15 protein-coding genes are annotated in these 15,788 nt (G+C 55.5%); 9 read left to right on the top strand and 6 right to left on the bottom strand.

What is annotated here, in order from left to right; all coding sequences use genetic code 11:
* Nucleotide 1 precedes the first annotated feature (1 nt).
* A complete protein-coding gene (locus WD071_RS00090) occupies nucleotides 2-2,050 on the bottom strand; it encodes a TonB-dependent receptor (protein ID WP_368046239.1) in 2,049 nt (682 codons plus the stop codon).
* 288 nt (nucleotides 2,051-2,338) lie between these two features.
* Here WD071_RS00090 and WD071_RS00085 point away from each other — a divergent pair, with 288 nt between their 5' ends.
* From WD071_RS00085 to WD071_RS00070, 4 genes are all read left to right on the top strand, one after another.
* Nucleotides 2,339-2,851, top strand: a complete 513-nt coding sequence (locus WD071_RS00085; RefSeq protein ID WP_368046238.1) for a BlaI/MecI/CopY family transcriptional regulator — start codon at nucleotides 2,339-2,341, stop codon at nucleotides 2,849-2,851.
* Nucleotides 2,844-3,809 carry a M56 family metallopeptidase gene (locus WD071_RS00080; protein WP_368046237.1) on the top strand — a complete coding sequence of 322 codons (966 nt, stop codon included), beginning with the start codon at nucleotides 2,844-2,846 and terminating at the stop codon, nucleotides 3,807-3,809. The genes WD071_RS00085 and WD071_RS00080 overlap by 8 nt, the downstream gene beginning before the upstream one ends.
* Nucleotides 3,810-4,089: 280 nt before the next feature.
* Nucleotides 4,090-5,079 (top strand): hypothetical protein, encoded by a 990-nt coding sequence (locus WD071_RS00075; protein ID WP_368046236.1) that lies wholly within the window; start codon nucleotides 4,090-4,092, stop codon nucleotides 5,077-5,079.
* 12 nt (nucleotides 5,080-5,091) lie between these two features.
* Nucleotides 5,092-5,523, top strand: a complete 432-nt coding sequence (locus WD071_RS00070; RefSeq protein ID WP_368046235.1) for a PaaI family thioesterase — start codon at nucleotides 5,092-5,094, stop codon at nucleotides 5,521-5,523.
* Between the two features lie 23 nt (nucleotides 5,524-5,546).
* On the opposite strand, the gene WD071_RS00065 is transcribed toward WD071_RS00070, so the two are convergent.
* The 3 genes from WD071_RS00065 to WD071_RS00055 all read right to left on the bottom strand — a co-directional run bounded on the left by WD071_RS00065 (nucleotide 5,547) and on the right by WD071_RS00055 (nucleotide 7,323).
* Complete coding sequence (locus WD071_RS00065; protein ID WP_368046234.1) at nucleotides 5,547-5,885, bottom strand: P-II family nitrogen regulator; 339 nt, start codon at nucleotides 5,883-5,885, stop codon at nucleotides 5,547-5,549.
* A gap of 104 nt (nucleotides 5,886-5,989) precedes the next feature.
* Nucleotides 5,990-6,700 (bottom strand): dienelactone hydrolase family protein, encoded by a 711-nt coding sequence (locus tag WD071_RS00060; protein ID WP_368046233.1) that lies wholly within the window; start codon nucleotides 6,698-6,700, stop codon nucleotides 5,990-5,992.
* A 188-nt stretch (nucleotides 6,701-6,888) separates the two neighbouring features.
* On the bottom strand, nucleotides 6,889-7,323 hold the full coding sequence (locus WD071_RS00055) for a hypothetical protein (RefSeq protein WP_368046232.1): 435 nt from the start codon (nucleotides 7,321-7,323) through the stop codon (nucleotides 6,889-6,891).
* 131 nt (nucleotides 7,324-7,454) lie between these two features.
* Between WD071_RS00055 and WD071_RS00050 the strand changes: the two genes are divergently transcribed.
* The 5 genes from WD071_RS00050 to ispH all read left to right on the top strand — a co-directional run bounded on the left by WD071_RS00050 (nucleotide 7,455) and on the right by ispH (nucleotide 13,450).
* Complete coding sequence (locus WD071_RS00050) at nucleotides 7,455-7,688, top strand: hypothetical protein (protein ID WP_368046231.1); 234 nt, start codon at nucleotides 7,455-7,457, stop codon at nucleotides 7,686-7,688.
* Nucleotides 7,689-7,990: 302 nt separating this feature from the next.
* Nucleotides 7,991-8,947, top strand: coding sequence for a bifunctional riboflavin kinase/FAD synthetase (ribF, locus tag WD071_RS00045; protein WP_368046230.1), 957 nt, complete (start codon nucleotides 7,991-7,993; stop codon nucleotides 8,945-8,947).
* A 100-nt stretch (nucleotides 8,948-9,047) separates the two neighbouring features.
* A complete protein-coding gene (gene ileS / locus WD071_RS00040; RefSeq protein WP_368046229.1) occupies nucleotides 9,048-11,885 on the top strand; it encodes an isoleucine--tRNA ligase in 2,838 nt (945 codons plus the stop codon).
* Nucleotides 11,863-12,402, top strand: coding sequence for a peptidylprolyl isomerase (locus WD071_RS00035; protein WP_368046228.1), 540 nt, complete (start codon nucleotides 11,863-11,865; stop codon nucleotides 12,400-12,402). The genes ileS and WD071_RS00035 overlap by 23 nt, the downstream gene beginning before the upstream one ends.
* A 52-nt stretch (nucleotides 12,403-12,454) precedes the next feature.
* The gene (gene ispH / locus WD071_RS00030) at nucleotides 12,455-13,450 is read left to right on the top strand and encodes a 4-hydroxy-3-methylbut-2-enyl diphosphate reductase (RefSeq protein ID WP_368046227.1); all 996 of its coding nucleotides are present in this window, start codon (nucleotides 12,455-12,457) and stop codon (nucleotides 13,448-13,450) included.
* A gap of 275 nt (nucleotides 13,451-13,725) precedes the next feature.
* On the opposite strand, the gene WD071_RS00025 is transcribed toward ispH, so the two are convergent.
* Both WD071_RS00025 and WD071_RS00020 read right to left on the bottom strand, forming a co-directional pair.
* Entirely contained in the window at nucleotides 13,726-14,715 is a 990-nt protein-coding gene (locus WD071_RS00025) for a hypothetical protein (protein WP_368046226.1), read from the bottom strand.
* 24 nt (nucleotides 14,716-14,739) lie between these two features.
* On the bottom strand, nucleotides 14,740-15,648 hold the full coding sequence (locus WD071_RS00020) for a hypothetical protein (RefSeq protein ID WP_368046225.1): 909 nt from the start codon (nucleotides 15,646-15,648) through the stop codon (nucleotides 14,740-14,742).
* Between the last annotated feature and the right edge of the window lie 140 nt (nucleotides 15,649-15,788).

The following is a 15,788-nucleotide window of genomic DNA, read 5'->3' as shown; positions in this document are numbered from 1 at the left end:
CTCAGAAACGCGCCTGAATGCTCATGCGTACACTGCGCGGCTCCACCGGATGAAAGTGGATATCCTCCACAGGTGACGCTTCGCCGGGCAGTTGTGATTCGTAGAAGTAAGTGATGTCGCGATCATCACTGTCCAGTACATTCAACAGCTCCAGTGTCAGTGACAGATTGGGTGTAAAGTTGTACGTTGTTTGAGCATTCATCAAAAAGGTTGATTCGGACCGTGGCAAGCGCGCTTCAGTCAAGGGTGCTTCGCCGAGATAACGCAGACGGATGCCGCCGCTCCAGTTGTTCAGGTCATCCACAATCATGCCCAAAGATGCCGTATTCTCTACCGCATTGCCGATGCGGTTGTCAGCGCCGACGCCCCGCAGCCGTGCCTTTGTATAACTGACATCGGCATCAAACAGCAGCCAGTCGGTTGGAGAGTAAAGACCGTTAAGTTCAACGCCGTGACGCTGACTGGCGTCAACGGCTTCGGTATTGCCGGCGTCGCCCACATAAATCAGTTCTGATGACAGGCGCATGCTGAACGCGGTCAGGGCGATCTGGGTTTTCGGAATCAACGATGTGCGAAGGCCCGCCTCATAGCTGCGTGCTGTCGCCAACGGGTCGACAGAGTCGATGGGGTCGCCGGTGACCGGGTCTACCGTGATAACAGTGCCACGTGCATCATTACTGTGGAAACCCTGCCCGGCGCTAAAAAATGTTTCCAGTCCGTCGATGGGGCCGAAAATCAGATTCAGTTTCGGACTGAACAAGGTGTCGCTGCCGGAACCGCCATTGGCCGCAATACCTGCAGTCACGTCGAAAGCGTAGTGATCAGCCCGTACAGATGCCACTGATCGGAAACGATCGGTCCACTGATGCTGCACGGAGGCGTACAGGCTGTTAAGAGACTGCTCAACATTGTCAGCGCGGACGGTATCGTATACCTCGCGTTGCTCCGTCAGGTATAGACCAACTTCAATATCATCGTAACGGTTCTGGAAGCCAAGGGTGATTTCAGTCGGGATGCTGGTTTGCAGGGAGCGTCGGTACTCGGTTTCAAAACCGGCGACCTGACGGTCATCAGCCTGCCGGAACTGGTCGCCGCGAATCGGGTCATTGGCAAAATAAGTGAAATTGGAATACAGATCAAGCGTGTAGTCCATCACGTAGGCGCTGAAGTTCCATTGGTCATCGGCGCTCAGGTTCTCCTGCCAGGCAAAGGACAGACTGTTGCGCCGGGAGTCGCCGCCGACGGTGGGGTCAATATTGCCCCATCGGCTGAGGCTGCCGTTCTCGACCGCACGCAATGGGATCTGGTCAGTTGAGTCCCAGTCGTTGAGGTAGGTCATACCGGTCAGACTCCATTCGCGCTCGGACGATGTTTCGTGGTACTTCACCACTGCCTTGCGTTTGTCCAGGTTCTGATCGCGTTCCCACGGACCACCATACTGGGTAATGGCGCCGGCAAGCGTCAGTTGTCCGGAAAATAAGTCGAAAGATTCTCCCAGAAACAGACGCCCATAGTTGTTTTCGCCCAATGTCAAATTGATCATGCCCTGATCAAGGCTGTCGGCGTAGCTGAATTCGGCTGAGCCGGCGGTGGCGAAGTCGCCGCCATCGGCGTAGTAGGGCCCCTTTCTGTAGTTCAGGCGGTCGACAAGCTCGGGGATGATGAAGTTGATATCGGCGTAACCCTGACCGTGACCGTGGGTTGGCATATTGATTGGCATGTCGTCCAGGCGCAGCGCGAAGTCGGTACCGTGGTCCAGGTTAAAGCCGCGCACAAAATACTGATTGGCTTTACCTTCGCCACTGTGTTGAGTGGCGATCAGGCCCGGCACGAACTCAAGCAGTTCGGCGGTGCGTGACACCGGACGCAGTTCCAGTTGAGTGTCATAAACAATACCTTCCGCGGCCGTTAGTGGTGTGCCGGAAAGGTTGAAGTCGCTGCCAAAAACCAGAATTTCCGGTGGTGCCTCGCCACCGGCGTCGGCTGCAAACGTGTTACCGCCAAGAATCAATGTGATTGCTGCTGTCAGCGAAACTCTGGTTTGTATCAATGTCCTGTACCTCTGGATTGCCTGGGCGCATGGCGCGATTGGGTATTTGAAAGATGCATGATACGCTAAGCCATTGCTCAAATTATCTAAAGTGTTGATATATAAAGTTAATACTTTTTGAAATGTAACCGATTGGCCATCGGTTTTTGCATTTTTGCGCAATCGGGGCTAAATTGTTGCAAACATTCTTCTATTGCAGGGGGCTGTGCGACGGGCAGTCGGTCGAGACACAGGCGAGGCAGGGAAGGGAACGGCAAAGAAGGGTAAAGCACTTCATATGGACACCGGATGCTAAAAACGCGGTCTTCTTCCAATATTCTGAACCATAACCTGGGCGAGCTGGAGCTTCGTGTGCTGGAGGCGTTATGGCGTCGACCGCACCTTGATGCGCGCCAGGTGCGCGAGGCACTCCATGCTGATTTGCCAGCGCGCGGCGTCCCGGGCTTGAGTACCATACAATCAACGCTGGAGCGTCTCTACCGCAAGACCTATATTGACCGCATCAAGCAGGGGCACGCCTTCACTTACCATGCCACAGTGTCGCGCGGAAATTTGCTTGGTCGTATGCTCGGGGATGTTATTCAGCTGTTGCATGACGGGCGTATGGAAACAATTCTCAGCAGTTTTGTGCAGGTTGCCGCTGATCTCGACGAGGCGTCACTGGATGAACTGGAAGCCCTGATAAAGCGCCGCAAGGTAGAGCAAAGTGAACAGGAGCAGGTTGGCTCTGAGCAGGCCGGGTCTGATCAGACCGACTCTGAACAGGCCGGCCCAGAACAAAGAGGTCAGAGGGATGATTGATACGCTTGGCACCCTGTGTCTGATCTGGCTGGTGTTGTGGGTAATGCTGACGCTGATACTGCGTGCTTTTTATCCACTGCTGCGTCCGACCCTGCTTCGTTTGCATCCAAAGCATGGCAGCATTTTGTTGTTGCTGCTCTGGTCTGCACCTCTGCTGTTAAGTCTGATGACAACATTGCTGTTGTTGATGCCAGCGTTCAACGGGCTGCTGCTTGATCCGCACTGCCACGGTGATTGCGTACATCATGTGCCCACCACGAATACCGGTCTGCTCGCCTGGAGCGGGTTTGGCCTGGCAGTTCTGGTGGCTCTGGGTTTGTCTCTTCACTTCATTACGGGATTGCGCTTTGGTGTCCGGTTGCGCAAACAATTTGAGGCATTGTCCAGTCGTTGCGAGGGGTATCGTTTGCTGAACGCCAGCGAGCCGGCCGTCTTTACGCTGGGCTGGTGGCGGCCCCGTGTGTTTGTCAGCAAGGGGCTGCTGGATGGTTGTTCTGCTGAGGAGTTGACCATCATTCTGGCGCACGAGGAAGCGCACCGCTTGCGCCGTGACAACCTGCGCCTGCTCCTGGGGCGCGTGTTTTGCCTGGTATTGCCTCGTGCCTGGCGACGCCTGGTTTTGCATGATTTACATCTGCTTTGTGAACAGTCCTGTGACTTTGCAGCGGCCAGTCGTTATGGTTCATTGTCCGTCGCACAGACTCTGGTTCAGGTAAGCCGGATACTGCGTCGTTCACTGGTGCCTTTGCAAGGAGTCGCTTTTGATGGCAGCGATCTGCAGGACCGCGTGCATGCCTTGCTGGGCCTGGATTGCCGCAGACTGCTGACCGGCGGGCAGGTTGCGATGTTGCTGGTTGCCGCCTGCCTGGCAGTGCTGTTGGCGGTTGAACCCCTGCATCACGGAGCTGAATGGCTAATCGGTGTGCTTGACAGTAATGTTATAAGTCAGGCTCGGTAAACGGCCAATCATGGACGAATAATGGCAAAAAAGGGCAATGCCGGGAATTCTCGGCATATCGCTGGTTGCCCGGCCCGGAGTGGATTACACTGCTCGTCAGGATTCTGATTTAGCGTGCGATTTCGGCACAGTCAGCCCGTTGTGTTGGCACAAAAGGATTGGTTTCGGGAGAGCTGTTGTGCACGAGTCTACCGCTACAAAAAACAAAGTTTCAATGATGATACATCAGGCGTTTGGGCACAGACCGTCTTTACCTTTCTGTTGCCTGCTATTTTCCTCAATGTGCGGGCTGATATTGTGCGGGCCCGCGTACGCTCAGCCCGATGGTGTGCCTGGTGGCCAGGGTGACGAAGCGTCCACTGATTCCGTTGAGGTTGATGACAACATTATCACCCGTACCATGGCTGATCTGGAGCAGACTGACGCGTGGCGCTGGCTGGAAGCCCGGCGCGATGGCGTGTCGAAAAACGTTTCCGTGGTGGGGCGGAACATGGACGACTGGCTGGCCGGTGAGGGTGTTGGTGAGCACAGCAATGAAAGCTACATGCGCATACGCATCAATCAGCGTGTTGGTCGCTTCAATTCCTATCATTCCAATGCCCGTATAGGCGGCAGTGTGGATTTGCCCAGAGCCACAGAGCGCTGGAAACTGATTTTCGAATCGGAAAATTCTGAGCGTGACTCTTTGCGTGATCAGCGCCTCAACAATGTCTCCACCGCTTCATTTGCCGGCGGGTTCAGATATGAGCATCCTGAGCGCAACGGCTGGCGATTCAACCATGATATTGGCATGCGGGCGAAGATCCCGCTGGATCCGTTCTACCGTTTTCGTATTCGTTATGGCGTTGACCTCAGTGACGACTGGTATGCGGGTTTCAGTACCCGTATTTTCTATTACAACAATGATGGCTGGGGTCAGGACACCCGTGTATTTTTTACCCGGGCGTTGACGGAGGAATTGAATTTCCGGATGCAGTCGGAAGTCAAGTACACACATGACGAGCATCTGACCGAATTTAGCCAGTCGATAGCGCTATACCAGGCACTGGGTGAGCGCGAAACCATGACCTATGAAATAGGTCTGATTGGTCAGAACCAGCCGGTGGCGACAGTCGACAACTATTTTGTACAGATGGTTTATCGCAAAGCCATATACGAAGACTGGCTGGTGCTGGAGCTTGTGCCACAGCTACTTGCTGAATATGAATATGACTGGAAGCCGGACCCGCGAGTCCAGTTGAATCTTGAGATTTATTTTTTCGATTTTTGATAAAAGGGATTTATGAATTCGCAAGGCCAGAAACCTGTATTTATGCGTCCGGGGCATTGCGCCGGCGACTTGCTGGAAGCACCTGACTGGAAGGTTGTTCGCGAGGCGGAAGGTTTTGTCGAGATCGATGCGCATTTGCCGACGCAGGTACTGAATCCGCGCCAGCAACTGTTTGGCGGTTTTACCGGTACCTACGTCGATATGGTCGCGCTGTATACTGTTCGCACCCTGTTTCCGGGGCGTGACGATTACTGGATCACGACGGTCAATATGCGTATCGATTACCTGGATCCGGTACTGGGCCCGAGGCTGCGATTGCAGGGTGAGTTGATTAACAAGGGACGCTCAACGTCGCTAGTATCGGTGACGTTTCTGGATGATCAGGGAAACAAGCTGGTGTACGCGCTGGTGACCTTGCGTGTTATTGACAGGCAGCAGAGCTGAGTCTGCCGCCGTGCCATAGCGAACTACAGGGCTTCGTTGCCGGTTTCGCCGGTACGAATGCGGATACTCTGCTCGAGCGCAGTGACAAAGATTTTACCGTCGCCGATGTGGCCGGTATTGGCTGCCTTGCAAATTGCATCGATAGCCGAATCCACCAACTCGTCAGCTACGGCGACTTCAATTTTCGCCTTGGGCAGAAAATCCACAACGTATTCTGCACCCCGGTAAAGTTCCGTATGGCCTTTCTGACGACCAAAACCTTTGACTTCCGTCATGGTCATGCCGTTAACGCCCAGCTCTGATAGCGCTTCGCGGACATCGTCGGCTTTAAAAGGTTTGATGATAGCGGTAATCAATTTCATCCAGCATCTCCAGCGTGGCATTGAGTATCAGCAAGGCTGCGAACTTTAGCACGGCGCAACTAAAACCGCCACCAGCGGCCGGTCAGGGGCGTTCGTCGCCGCTGCTATTTTTGTCCCGGGTCTTGTCTGGAGCCGGAGGCAGGACCAGAGAGTGATTCGAGCCAGGGATGCAGGTTGTCCCAGTCCAGCTGGAATACGTGCCTGGCGTCGGGCACCAATGCGGCATCAACACGGGCGCCACCGGCTTCAAGCGCATCGGCCAATGCGGGCATGCGCTGGTTCCAGCGGAACAGATCATCTTCGGCCACCCGCAGATACACCGGCAATTGTTTCATATCGCCAATCAGGGTCAGATCTTTCATCATACCAGGCACGGCGACAACACCGTAGTATTGCTCAGGGTGCTGAGCTGCGAGCTCAAGCGCAGAACTGCCACCGGTAGACACGCCGACCAGCAGAGCCTTGCCCGGCAGGATGTCCGGGGACTTCTGCAAGTGTGCAATAACCTTTGGTATTTTTTGTCCGTTTGCGCCGGTGAACGGCGTATTTGTCGGGGATACCGGCACTGCGATCATCCAGCCTCGGGTTGCCAGCTCCTTGCCTAACCAGAACTGGGCACGGGCAACGTACTCATTGCCGTCACCGCCTGGCATCAATATGCACAGGGGCCAGGGGCCGTCGCCGTGTTGGTTGCTCGGTTCAAAAAGGAATACTTTGACACTGCTGCCGTCTTCCAGCTCCACGACGGTATCACGTGCTGCTGCCAGGGCTGGCAGTAGCAATAGACACAGGGCGATGTAACGACAAATAAACATGAAAGTTTCCGCTGGATTCGATTTTTCCGGGGTATGGGGCTTTTAACTTTGGTAATACGGGTAATTCGGACTTTGACGCTGAATGAATTCAGCTTAACAGAATTACACGCTGCGACAATGGCGTAAGCGACAAAGCGCGCCCGCAAGACGATAACCGGTCGTTAGTGACAATGTGTCAGTTGGGAGGGTTACAGGCCAACGATCTCCATACGTTCATTGGCAGAAACAGTGACCTGAGTGCCATCTTCTGTGATAAAGCTGCTATCCCCTATATTTCGTTTGGAAACCCGGTAAATGACAGGGCTTTGATCGGCATCGCGGTATAGCAGCACGGTAACCAGGCGCTGTTGATCCTGCCACTGCAGGTAAGTGACGAGACTGCCAGCTATCACAATGCCAGCCAGCACAAACCACAGAACCGTTTTCATGTTGCCGGCCATGGTAGGCAGGGCGTCAGCGGGAAGATCGGTCGGATTTTTTCTGTTCTGCCCCTGCCACGGATCAGCGCGCTGACTTGATGGTCGGGAGGGTTGATCGGACACGCGCTGCCTGGCGCGCTGCTTGCGCAGGAATATGGCGGCAACAATTATCACCAGCAGGGTTATCAGCACTTTGCCGAGCATAAGACTCCAGTTTGTGTGGGGCGCGTGAGGTTTGATGATACCGTTCTGTAAGGCTTTGATCCAGTTGTCGCTTGCTGCGCACACTGCCATAATCGGAGGGTATGAAAAGACAGCGCCAGCAGGGGGCCGTAATGCAAAAAATAGTCGGAATAGTGTTACTTCTGATGTCGCTGATATGTGTTATCACGGCATTGCTGACGGCATTGAATCTGGGTTTTATCATGACCAGGCCTGATTCGGTGTCCGTTGCCAATGCATTTGTGGGTCAGTTTGTGGTGATTGTGGGTGCGTTGGTGTTGGGGCGTTTGTCATATCGGTTGGGGAGGGCCCGGTTGGCCGGGACTGCTCGACATTCTGAATCCTGAGCTTACTGTGGTCAGTGGATAGAAGCCCGAACCCTGGGGTGATTGGCTCTCGCGTCATGCGCTTCGAGGCAATGCACCCCATGTTCCGGGCTCCTCTGCTGGGTCCAGTGGCTCTCGGTTAGTGGATCGGGCTCCGAAGCCTGAGGTGATCGGCTCTCGCGGCATGCGCTTCGAGGCGATGCACCCCACGCTCCGGAGCCCTCTGCGGGGCCTGAGACTAGTCTCGGGTGCGGGTTGCGGAGTCAGTGGTGGGAAGCGGGCGCCTGACGCGTTATAATTCGCCTTTTTCGGCAGCTCCGGCGATGAAAGTCATCCACAGTACTGAAGGTTTTCTGCAGCAGCATTCTGGCTGCGTGGCGACTATTGGCAAATTTGACGGTGTCCATGTCGGGCATCAACGCATTGTCGGACAGTTGCTGGAAAAAGCGGCGGTATTTGCGGTGCCGTCGGTAGTCATTGTCATTGAGCCTCACCCGGAAGAATTTTTTGCGCAAAATCCGCGGGACTGTCCGCCACGGTTGAGTGAAGCGGGCGAGAAAGTTGAATTGCTTCGTGCCATGGGTGTTGACTACGTTTATCTGCTGGCATTCAATCGCGAGCTAAGTCGCCTGAGTCCGGAAACGTATATTCAGGACGTTCTGCTCACCGGCCTCAACATTCGTTGCCTGATTGTTGGCAATGACTTCCGTTTCGGTTATCAGCGCAGCGGTGATTTTCAGTTGCTGTGTCGCTACGGCGAAAAGGCAGGCTTCGAGGTAGTGGAAACAGCAAGTTGTATGGTTGATGGCGTGCGTGTGAGCAGTACGTACGTGCGTGAATGTCTGGCTCGGGCCGATTTCGAGCGTGTTGCGACCATACTCGGGCGCCCGTATGCGATCTCCGGTACGGTAGTGCGCGGGCAACAGCTGGGTCGGGATCTTGGCTTTCCGACCTGTAACCTGGCCCTGAACCGGCGCAATATTCCTTTGCACGGTGTGTATGCCTGCACCGTGGACATTACCCTCGGTGAGGGCGAGCATATGAACGCGGTGGGTGCCGCCAATATCGGTTATCGCCCGACTGTGGAAGAGGATGGCAAAGCGCTGCTGGAAGTACATTTGCTGGACTTTGACCAGGACATATATGGCGCCCGGGTGTCCGTGACGTTTCAGCACCGCGTGCGGCCGGAGCAGAAGTTTGAGTCACTTGATGCGCTCAAATCCAGGATAGCCCTGGACGTGGAGGAGGTCAGACAGTACTTCTCCGGCTACCGGCAGTAGCGAACACAACAGCAACCGAAACAGTCGCGTTCGGATGAAGCAAATCCCGGCGCAAAAATTGACAACATACAGGCACAACCTGTTCGATGAGTGATACCAGATGACTGACTATAAACAGACCCTGAATTTGCCCAGCACCGAGTTCCCGATGAAAGCGAGTCTGGCACAACGGGAACCGGGTATGCTAAGCCGTTGGCAAGACATGGATCTGTACGCCCGAATTCGAGAGAACAGCGCCGGGCGACCGACTTTCATTCTGCACGATGGTCCACCGTACGCCAACGGCGATCTTCATTTGGGTCATTCGGTCAATAAAACCCTGAAAGACATAATCGTTAAATCACGTACACTGGCGGGTTTTGATGCGCCTTATGTGCCGGGTTGGGACTGTCACGGTTTGCCGATTGAACACAATGTGGAAAAGAAAAAAGGCAAGGCCGGTCAAAAAATCACGCATGCCGAATTCCGTCAGGCCTGTCGGGTCTACGCTGCCAAACAGGTCGAAAACCAGAAGCAGGACTTTGTGCGGCTGGGGGTCTTTGGGGACTGGGACAACCCGTACCTGACCATGAATTTTGACACCGAGGCCAATATTGTCCGGGCGCTTGGCCGTATTGCCGGCAACGGCCACCTGGTTAAGGGTTTCAAACCAGTCTACTGGAGTGTGGTAGGTGCCTCTGCGCTGGCCGAAGCCGAAGTGGAGTATCAGGATAAAACCTCCTTTGCCATCGACGTGCGATTTGCTGTGCTGGAGCCGACGACCTGGCTGACGGCATTTGCTGTCGATGAAAAACGTGTCGCCGGTAAAAACGTCTCCGTGGTTATCTGGACCACCACGCCCTGGACATTGCCGTCAAACCAGGCTGTATGTTTGAACGAAAACCTTGAATACGCTTTGTTGCGTTGCACGATTGATGATGCGATCGGTGAGGAGTTGCTGATCATTGCTGCTGACATGCAGGAAGAAGTCATGGCTCGTTATGGCTGCGACAAGGCCGAGCGCCTGGGGATCGCCAAAGGTGGTGTGCTGGAAGGTCTGCGTTTGCAACACCCGTTTGTGAGTCGACAGGTGCCGGTACTGATGGGTGATCATGTCACTACCGAAGCCGGCACCGGCGCAGTTCATACTGCGCCTGATCATGGTATGGAAGATTTTGTTGCCGGACAGACGTACGGTCTGGGCACAATGAACCTGCTGGACGAGAACGGGGTCTTTGCTGAGGCTGCTGGTGAGCTGGCCGGTGTCCATGTATACAAGGCCGACGAACAGGTGCTTGATATTCTGCGACGTGAAAACGCCTTGGTCGCCGTGGAGAAGATTCGCCACAGCTATCCGCATTGCTGGCGCACCAAAACCCCGTTGATCTACCGCGCCACGCCGCAATGGTTTATCAGCATGACTGAAAAAGGTTTGCTGGATGCCGCGCTTGCCGCCGTCAAGGGTGTGAAGTGGGTACCCGAATGGGGCCAGGCCAGAATCGAATTGATGCTGAAGGGCAGTCCTGACTGGTGTGTGTCACGTCAGCGCACCTGGGGCGTGCCTATCACCCTGTTTGTGGACAAGAACACCGGCGCTCTGCACCCGGACACCGCCAACCTGATAGAACAGGTGGCACAGCGTATCGAGAAAAAAGGTATCGATGCCTGGTTCGATCTGAGCGCTGAGGAGTTGCTCGGCGATGACGCCAAACAATACAACAAGGTAACAGATACACTGGACGTCTGGTTTGATTCCGGGGTGACACATTATTCTGTCCTGCAGCAGCGTGACGGTCTGCGCTACCCGGCTGACTTGTATCTGGAAGGTTCTGATCAGCATCGTGGCTGGTTTCAGTCCTCGCTGAAAACGGCCATAGCGATGAATGGTACCGCGCCGTACAAACAGGTACTGACACATGGCTTCACGGTTGACGCTGATGGTCGCAAGATGTCGAAGTCTCTTGGCAATACGATCTCGCTACAGGAAGTGTTCAATGAGTACGGTGCGGATATCTTGCGGCTGTGGGTCGCGGCCACCGATTACCGCGGCGAGATCGCAGTATCGCCCGAGATTCTTAAGCGTGTTGCCGATGCCTATCGCCGCATCCGTAACACCGTGCGATTTTTGCTGTCCAACTTGAACGGCTTTGATCCGAACACGGATGTGGTGGCGCCGGAAAACATGCTGGCGCTGGATTACTGGATCACGCGGCAGGCGCAACAGCTTCGTGAGCAGGTGAAACAGGACTATGAGAACTATCAGTTTCTGAATGTATATCAGAAGGTACATAACTTCTGTGTTACCGAGCTGGGCAGTTTCTACCTTGATATCATCAAGGATCGTCAATACACAGCCAGAGCTGATGGCCTGGCACGACGTTCAACCCAGACTGCGATGTATCACATTACAGAAGTGCTGGTCCGTCTGATTGCGCCGATACTGAGCTTTACCGCCGATGAAATCTGGCAGTATGTGCCGGGCGAGCGTCCCGATTCTGTTTTTCTGGCCACATTTGATGAAGGCTTGCCTGCGCTGCCGGTGCGCGATGACTTCAGTGATGCGTTCTGGCGTGAATTGATTGCGGTCAAGACCGCTGTCAACAAAGAGCTGGAAAAGCAGCGGGCAGAAAAAAAGGTCGGTGCTGCGCTGTCTGCCGAAGTAACTCTGTATTGTGAAGAGGCGTTACTAAAACGTTTGTCTGCGCTGCAGGACGAGTTGCGCTTTGTGCTTATTGTATCTGCCGCGAGTCTGGAGCCGATGTCGGCAGGTGATTCGACTGAGACTGTCGCGACCGAGTTGCCGGGTCTGCGCTTGCGTGTATCGCCATCAACGCACGAAAAATGTGTGCGTTGCTGGCATCATCGACCGGATGTTGGCAGCCATGCCTCACACCCGGAGTTGTGTGGTCGTTGTGTGGATAACATCAGTGGCGACGGTGAGCAGCGAAGTTATGCGTGACTCGGAGCATGCCCCGGTACAGGCGTCAGCAGGTGAACCGGCCAGCGTGGTGTGCGCGGGGGCCAGAGTGACCCTGCACTTTTCTCTGGCTCTGCCCGACGGCACTGAAATTGACAGCAATTATGGTAAAGCACCGGCGACTTTCAGGGTTGGTGACGGGAATTTGTTGCCGGGATTCGAGGCGGCGTTGATGGGTGCGGGGCAGGGAGCTTCCGTTTCGGTTGTGCTGCCACCGGAGCAGGCATTCGGTGCAGTTAATCCGGAGAATGTGCAGTCGTTTCCACGCCAGCGTTTTGCCGGGTTGCTGGCCAATACGACAGACCCGGTAGAGGAGGGCACTGTGGTGTCGTTCGCCGATGCCGGTGGTAACGAGATACCGGGTGTACTCAGGCAAATCGGTGAATTGCATGTGGTGATAGACTTCAATCATCCGCTGGCAGGACGTGAAATTCTGTTTACGGCAGATATTCTGTCGGTCATAGCGCCTGGCACCCAGGCAGTCAAAATTCAACTTTGAATCTGGTTGCAGTTTTTTTAAGGATTGGTAATACAGGCTACGGGAGACAGGCATGAGTGCAGTTCAGTTATTCGATGTTTCGGTTTCGCCGGACGCTGAAATCAGGCTGGCCAATCCGCGTGGCTTCTGTGCGGGCGTTGACCGTGCCATTGATATTGTGAATCGGGCGCTGGATGTCTACGGCGCGCCGATCTATGTGCGACATGAGGTCGTTCACAACAAGTTTGTTGTCGACACCCTGCGTCAACGTGGCGCGATATTTGTCGATGAGCTTGATGACGTGCCGGTTCAGGACAGTCTGGGGCGACAGCCGATCGTTATTTTCAGTGCCCACGGCGTGTCGCAGGAAGTGCAGAAAGAAGCAGCTGTGCGTGGGTTTCAGGTATTTGATGCAACCTGCCCCCTGGTGACCAAGGTTCATCTTGAGGTCATGCGCTTCAGCACTGAGGGCCGCGAATGCGTGCTGATCGGTCATGCACGGCACCCGGAAGTTGAAGGCACCATGGGGCAATACAACACCAGTAAGGGTGGCAGTATCTATCTGGTGGAGTCGGTTGAAGATGCTCTTAAGCTGGAAGTTCGTGATCCGTCGCGGCTGGCCTATGTCACCCAGACGACCCTGTCGATGGACGATACCGCGAAGGTGATTGATGCCTTGCGTGACCGGTTTCCGCAGATAGAGGGGCCACGTAAAAAGGATATTTGTTATGCCACGCAGAATCGGCAGGACGCGGTCAAGCAACTGGCCCTGGAGTCCGATCTGTTGCTGGTTGTGGGGTCGCCCAACAGCTCGAATTCGAACCGGTTGTGTGAGCTGGCCGAGCGCATGGGCTGTGAGGCGTATCTGATCGATAGAGTTGATGATCTGAAACCTGAGTGGTTTGTGGGCAAGAAGCGCTTTGGGGTGACGGCGGGTGCGTCGGCGCCGGAGATTCTGGTCCAGCAGGTCGTTGACCGGCTGCGGGAGATCAGCGGTCAGGTGCCGGTTGAGGTGCCCGGGGTGGAGGAGAATATTGTGTTCCGGATGCCTCGAGAGCTTGCTCGCTAGTTTCGGTTTTCGTAGTCAGTGGATCGGAACTCGAACCCTGGGGTGATTGGCTCTCGCGACATGCGCTTCGAGGCAATACACCCCACGCTCCGTGTTCCTCTGCCAAGCCAGTGCAGGGTCAGTGGATCGGGCATCATCGCAAAGGGTGATCGGCTCTCGTTCTGTAAGTGGATCGGATGCCACTGCAGAGGGCGATCGGCTCTCGCGGCATGCGCTTCGAGGCGATACACCCTGTGCACTGCTGCCCTCTGCGGGGCAGGTGGCGCCTTCCTTTCCTAGTTACTCTGTGTATTGCGTTCAGCGGCTCTGGCTCCCGACAATATTCCCATTAACGCGTAGTTGCCTTCGTGGCAGGCGTATTCGTAGATGGGGTCTTCGCTGGCGGTGTAGTTGATGACGGCGGTCCAGGGGCGTTCCCAGGTGCTGGGGTCTTCCACGGTGAATTGGTACTCCAGCACGTCTTCGGCAGTGCGGGTGTAGCGTTCGGTGAACAGGCGGTTGGCGCCCGCGCCACGGAACTGGCTCTGGTCGGAGAAGTTGCGGGTCTGCACGACCAGGGTGTCGCCGTCCCACCAGCCGCGGGAATCGCCGTGCCATAGCTCGATGCGTTCATCGGCGTGGGGTTTGTCGTTTATCGGTACTATTCTGACGTCGTGGATCATTTCCTGAATGATGGCCACCGTGTCTTCACTTTGCACGATCTGGTAGTAGCTGTTGTAGCCGGCCATGATGTAAGGCATGCCCCAGGTGATGCAGCGTTCCTGTAGCGGTCGGCCGAGGTAGGAATCGGTGGCGCCAGGGCGGTTGGCGGCGCGTTCCTGCATGCGGGCGCGGCCTTCTTCAGTCATGGGCGGGATGCGTCCATTGGGTGGGTCTACGACCAGCGAGGTGCGGTTTTCCAGGTTGCGGTCAACCATCCAGGCGGCGTCGTAGTTGCCTGTGGCGGGGTCGTAGGATTGCACCTCGCCGGTGATTACGGCGTTGAGGAAACCATCACCAAACAGGGCGTCGCCGCCGCTGGCCTCAATTTCTGCCGCCTGGGCGCGCAAGTCTGCAAACTCCTCTGCGGTCAGCTCGGGGCGGTCACCAAAGACCTCGGGGCGCTCCAGCGGTGTGCTGCTGTTGTTGGCCCAGACGCCTTGCAAATCAGGATGTCCGTTGATGGTGCGCGGCACCTGCCAGTCGTCTGAATCCTGGGCTGTTGCATAAAAGCTGCCGGTACATAGCAGCGCTAACAGGGCCGGTTTGTGAAACGATGTTTTCATGATGTCGTGCTCCACGTGTCCGAATTATTGGGTGACCGGTTCCTGAATGGTGAAGGGCATACCGCGCGGTGGTACCCGGTCTGCTGGTGCGTTTTTATTCAGGTAGCCGTAGATCAGCTCTTCGGCAAATTCGACGCACTTGAATTCCAGCAGCTGCGCATTTTCTTCCATACGTCGATACAGCGGCAGACGCAATGTCCAGGGCCTGGTGAAGGTCTCCGGGTCGCGGATCTCGGCTTCGTAGCGGATCAGGTTGGGGTTCTCCAGTGTGTATCGTTCGATCACTTCCAATTGATCGCTGTGGTGATTGCCGACGTGATCAAACCAGGTGTAGGGCATAAAATCGGTCACCCGGATCACCAGCGTGTCGCCTTCCCAGTGGCCGCGCGAATGCCCCATCCAGGCCGGCACCGGGCCATCGAAATCGGGCTGATCCATGTACACAATGCGCATGGCACTGGCGAACTCATAAGCCATGACAGTGTGCTCGGGGGATTGCACAATCTGAAATGGAAAGGGCATGTAGTTGGCGCGCGGCACACCGGGCATGTAACATTTGCCGACCGGATCCAGGGCGGCCCAATCGTCGGCATTTCTGTCACGAGTTGCCAGAGCCTCGGGCGTGTATGGCAGCGGGCCGTCCTGCACCACGCCCAGCGTGGCGGGAATGGCACCGTTTGCGCCCATGCGGAAGTCCGGTCCGGCTTTGGCGGCGCCGGGTTCAATATTCCAGTGCGTGCTGCCAAGTGCCTGCCACAGACCGTTCATATCAGGTTTGCCGTCTGCTGTGCGTGGTATGTCGCCGGATTGCGCCTGCGCATTAAAAGGCAACATGGTGATGGCGAGGCTGAGCGCAGCCGCCTGCAAAAGTCCGACGCCTCGTGAAATATTCAATGAGGCAGGCCACGACGCTGCCGCTGGGTCTTTCGACATACTTGTTCTCCCGCGTGTTCTTCTTTATTGTATCGGGGTGCTTATGTTGCTCAACTATCCCACAGAGAAGTAAACATGTCTACGCTGGTTGCCGTTTACGGAACCCTCAAACGGGGGCTCAGTAATTACCATTTGCTGGA

The organism is Pseudohongiella sp. (assembly GCF_040877505.1).
Taxonomy (GTDB): Bacteria; Pseudomonadota; Gammaproteobacteria; order Pseudomonadales; family Pseudohongiellaceae; genus Pseudohongiella.
The sequence above is the reverse complement of the archived record's forward strand: the minus strand, read 5'-3'. Positions and strand labels throughout refer to the sequence as shown.

What these genes read in the sequence shown, in the direction of transcription:
- WD071_RS00085 (WP_368046238.1), top strand. Translation starts at nt 2,339, where the DNA reads ATGCTAAAAACGCGGTCTTCTTCCAATATTCTGAACCATAACCTGGGC.
- WD071_RS00080 (WP_368046237.1), top strand. Translation starts at nt 2,844, where the DNA reads ATGATTGATACGCTTGGCACCCTGTGTCTGATCTGGCTGGTGTTGTGG.
- WD071_RS00075 (WP_368046236.1), top strand. Translation starts at nt 4,090, where the DNA reads ATGTGCGGGCTGATATTGTGCGGGCCCGCGTACGCTCAGCCCGATGGT.
- WD071_RS00070 (WP_368046235.1), top strand. Translation starts at nt 5,092, where the DNA reads ATGAATTCGCAAGGCCAGAAACCTGTATTTATGCGTCCGGGGCATTGC.
- WD071_RS00065 (WP_368046234.1), bottom strand. Translation starts at nt 5,885, where the DNA reads ATGAAATTGATTACCGCTATCATCAAACCTTTTAAAGCCGACGATGTC.
- WD071_RS00060 (WP_368046233.1), bottom strand. Translation starts at nt 6,700, where the DNA reads ATGTTTATTTGTCGTTACATCGCCCTGTGTCTATTGCTACTGCCAGCC.
- WD071_RS00055 (WP_368046232.1), bottom strand. Translation starts at nt 7,323, where the DNA reads ATGCTCGGCAAAGTGCTGATAACCCTGCTGGTGATAATTGTTGCCGCC.
- WD071_RS00050 (WP_368046231.1), top strand. Translation starts at nt 7,455, where the DNA reads ATGCAAAAAATAGTCGGAATAGTGTTACTTCTGATGTCGCTGATATGT.
- ribF (WP_368046230.1), top strand. Translation starts at nt 7,991, where the DNA reads ATGAAAGTCATCCACAGTACTGAAGGTTTTCTGCAGCAGCATTCTGGC.
- ileS (WP_368046229.1), top strand. Translation starts at nt 9,048, where the DNA reads ATGACTGACTATAAACAGACCCTGAATTTGCCCAGCACCGAGTTCCCG.
- ispH (WP_368046227.1), top strand. Translation starts at nt 12,455, where the DNA reads ATGAGTGCAGTTCAGTTATTCGATGTTTCGGTTTCGCCGGACGCTGAA.
- WD071_RS00025 (WP_368046226.1), bottom strand. Translation starts at nt 14,715, where the DNA reads ATGAAAACATCGTTTCACAAACCGGCCCTGTTAGCGCTGCTATGTACC.
- WD071_RS00020 (WP_368046225.1), bottom strand. Translation starts at nt 15,648, where the DNA reads ATGTCGAAAGACCCAGCGGCAGCGTCGTGGCCTGCCTCATTGAATATT.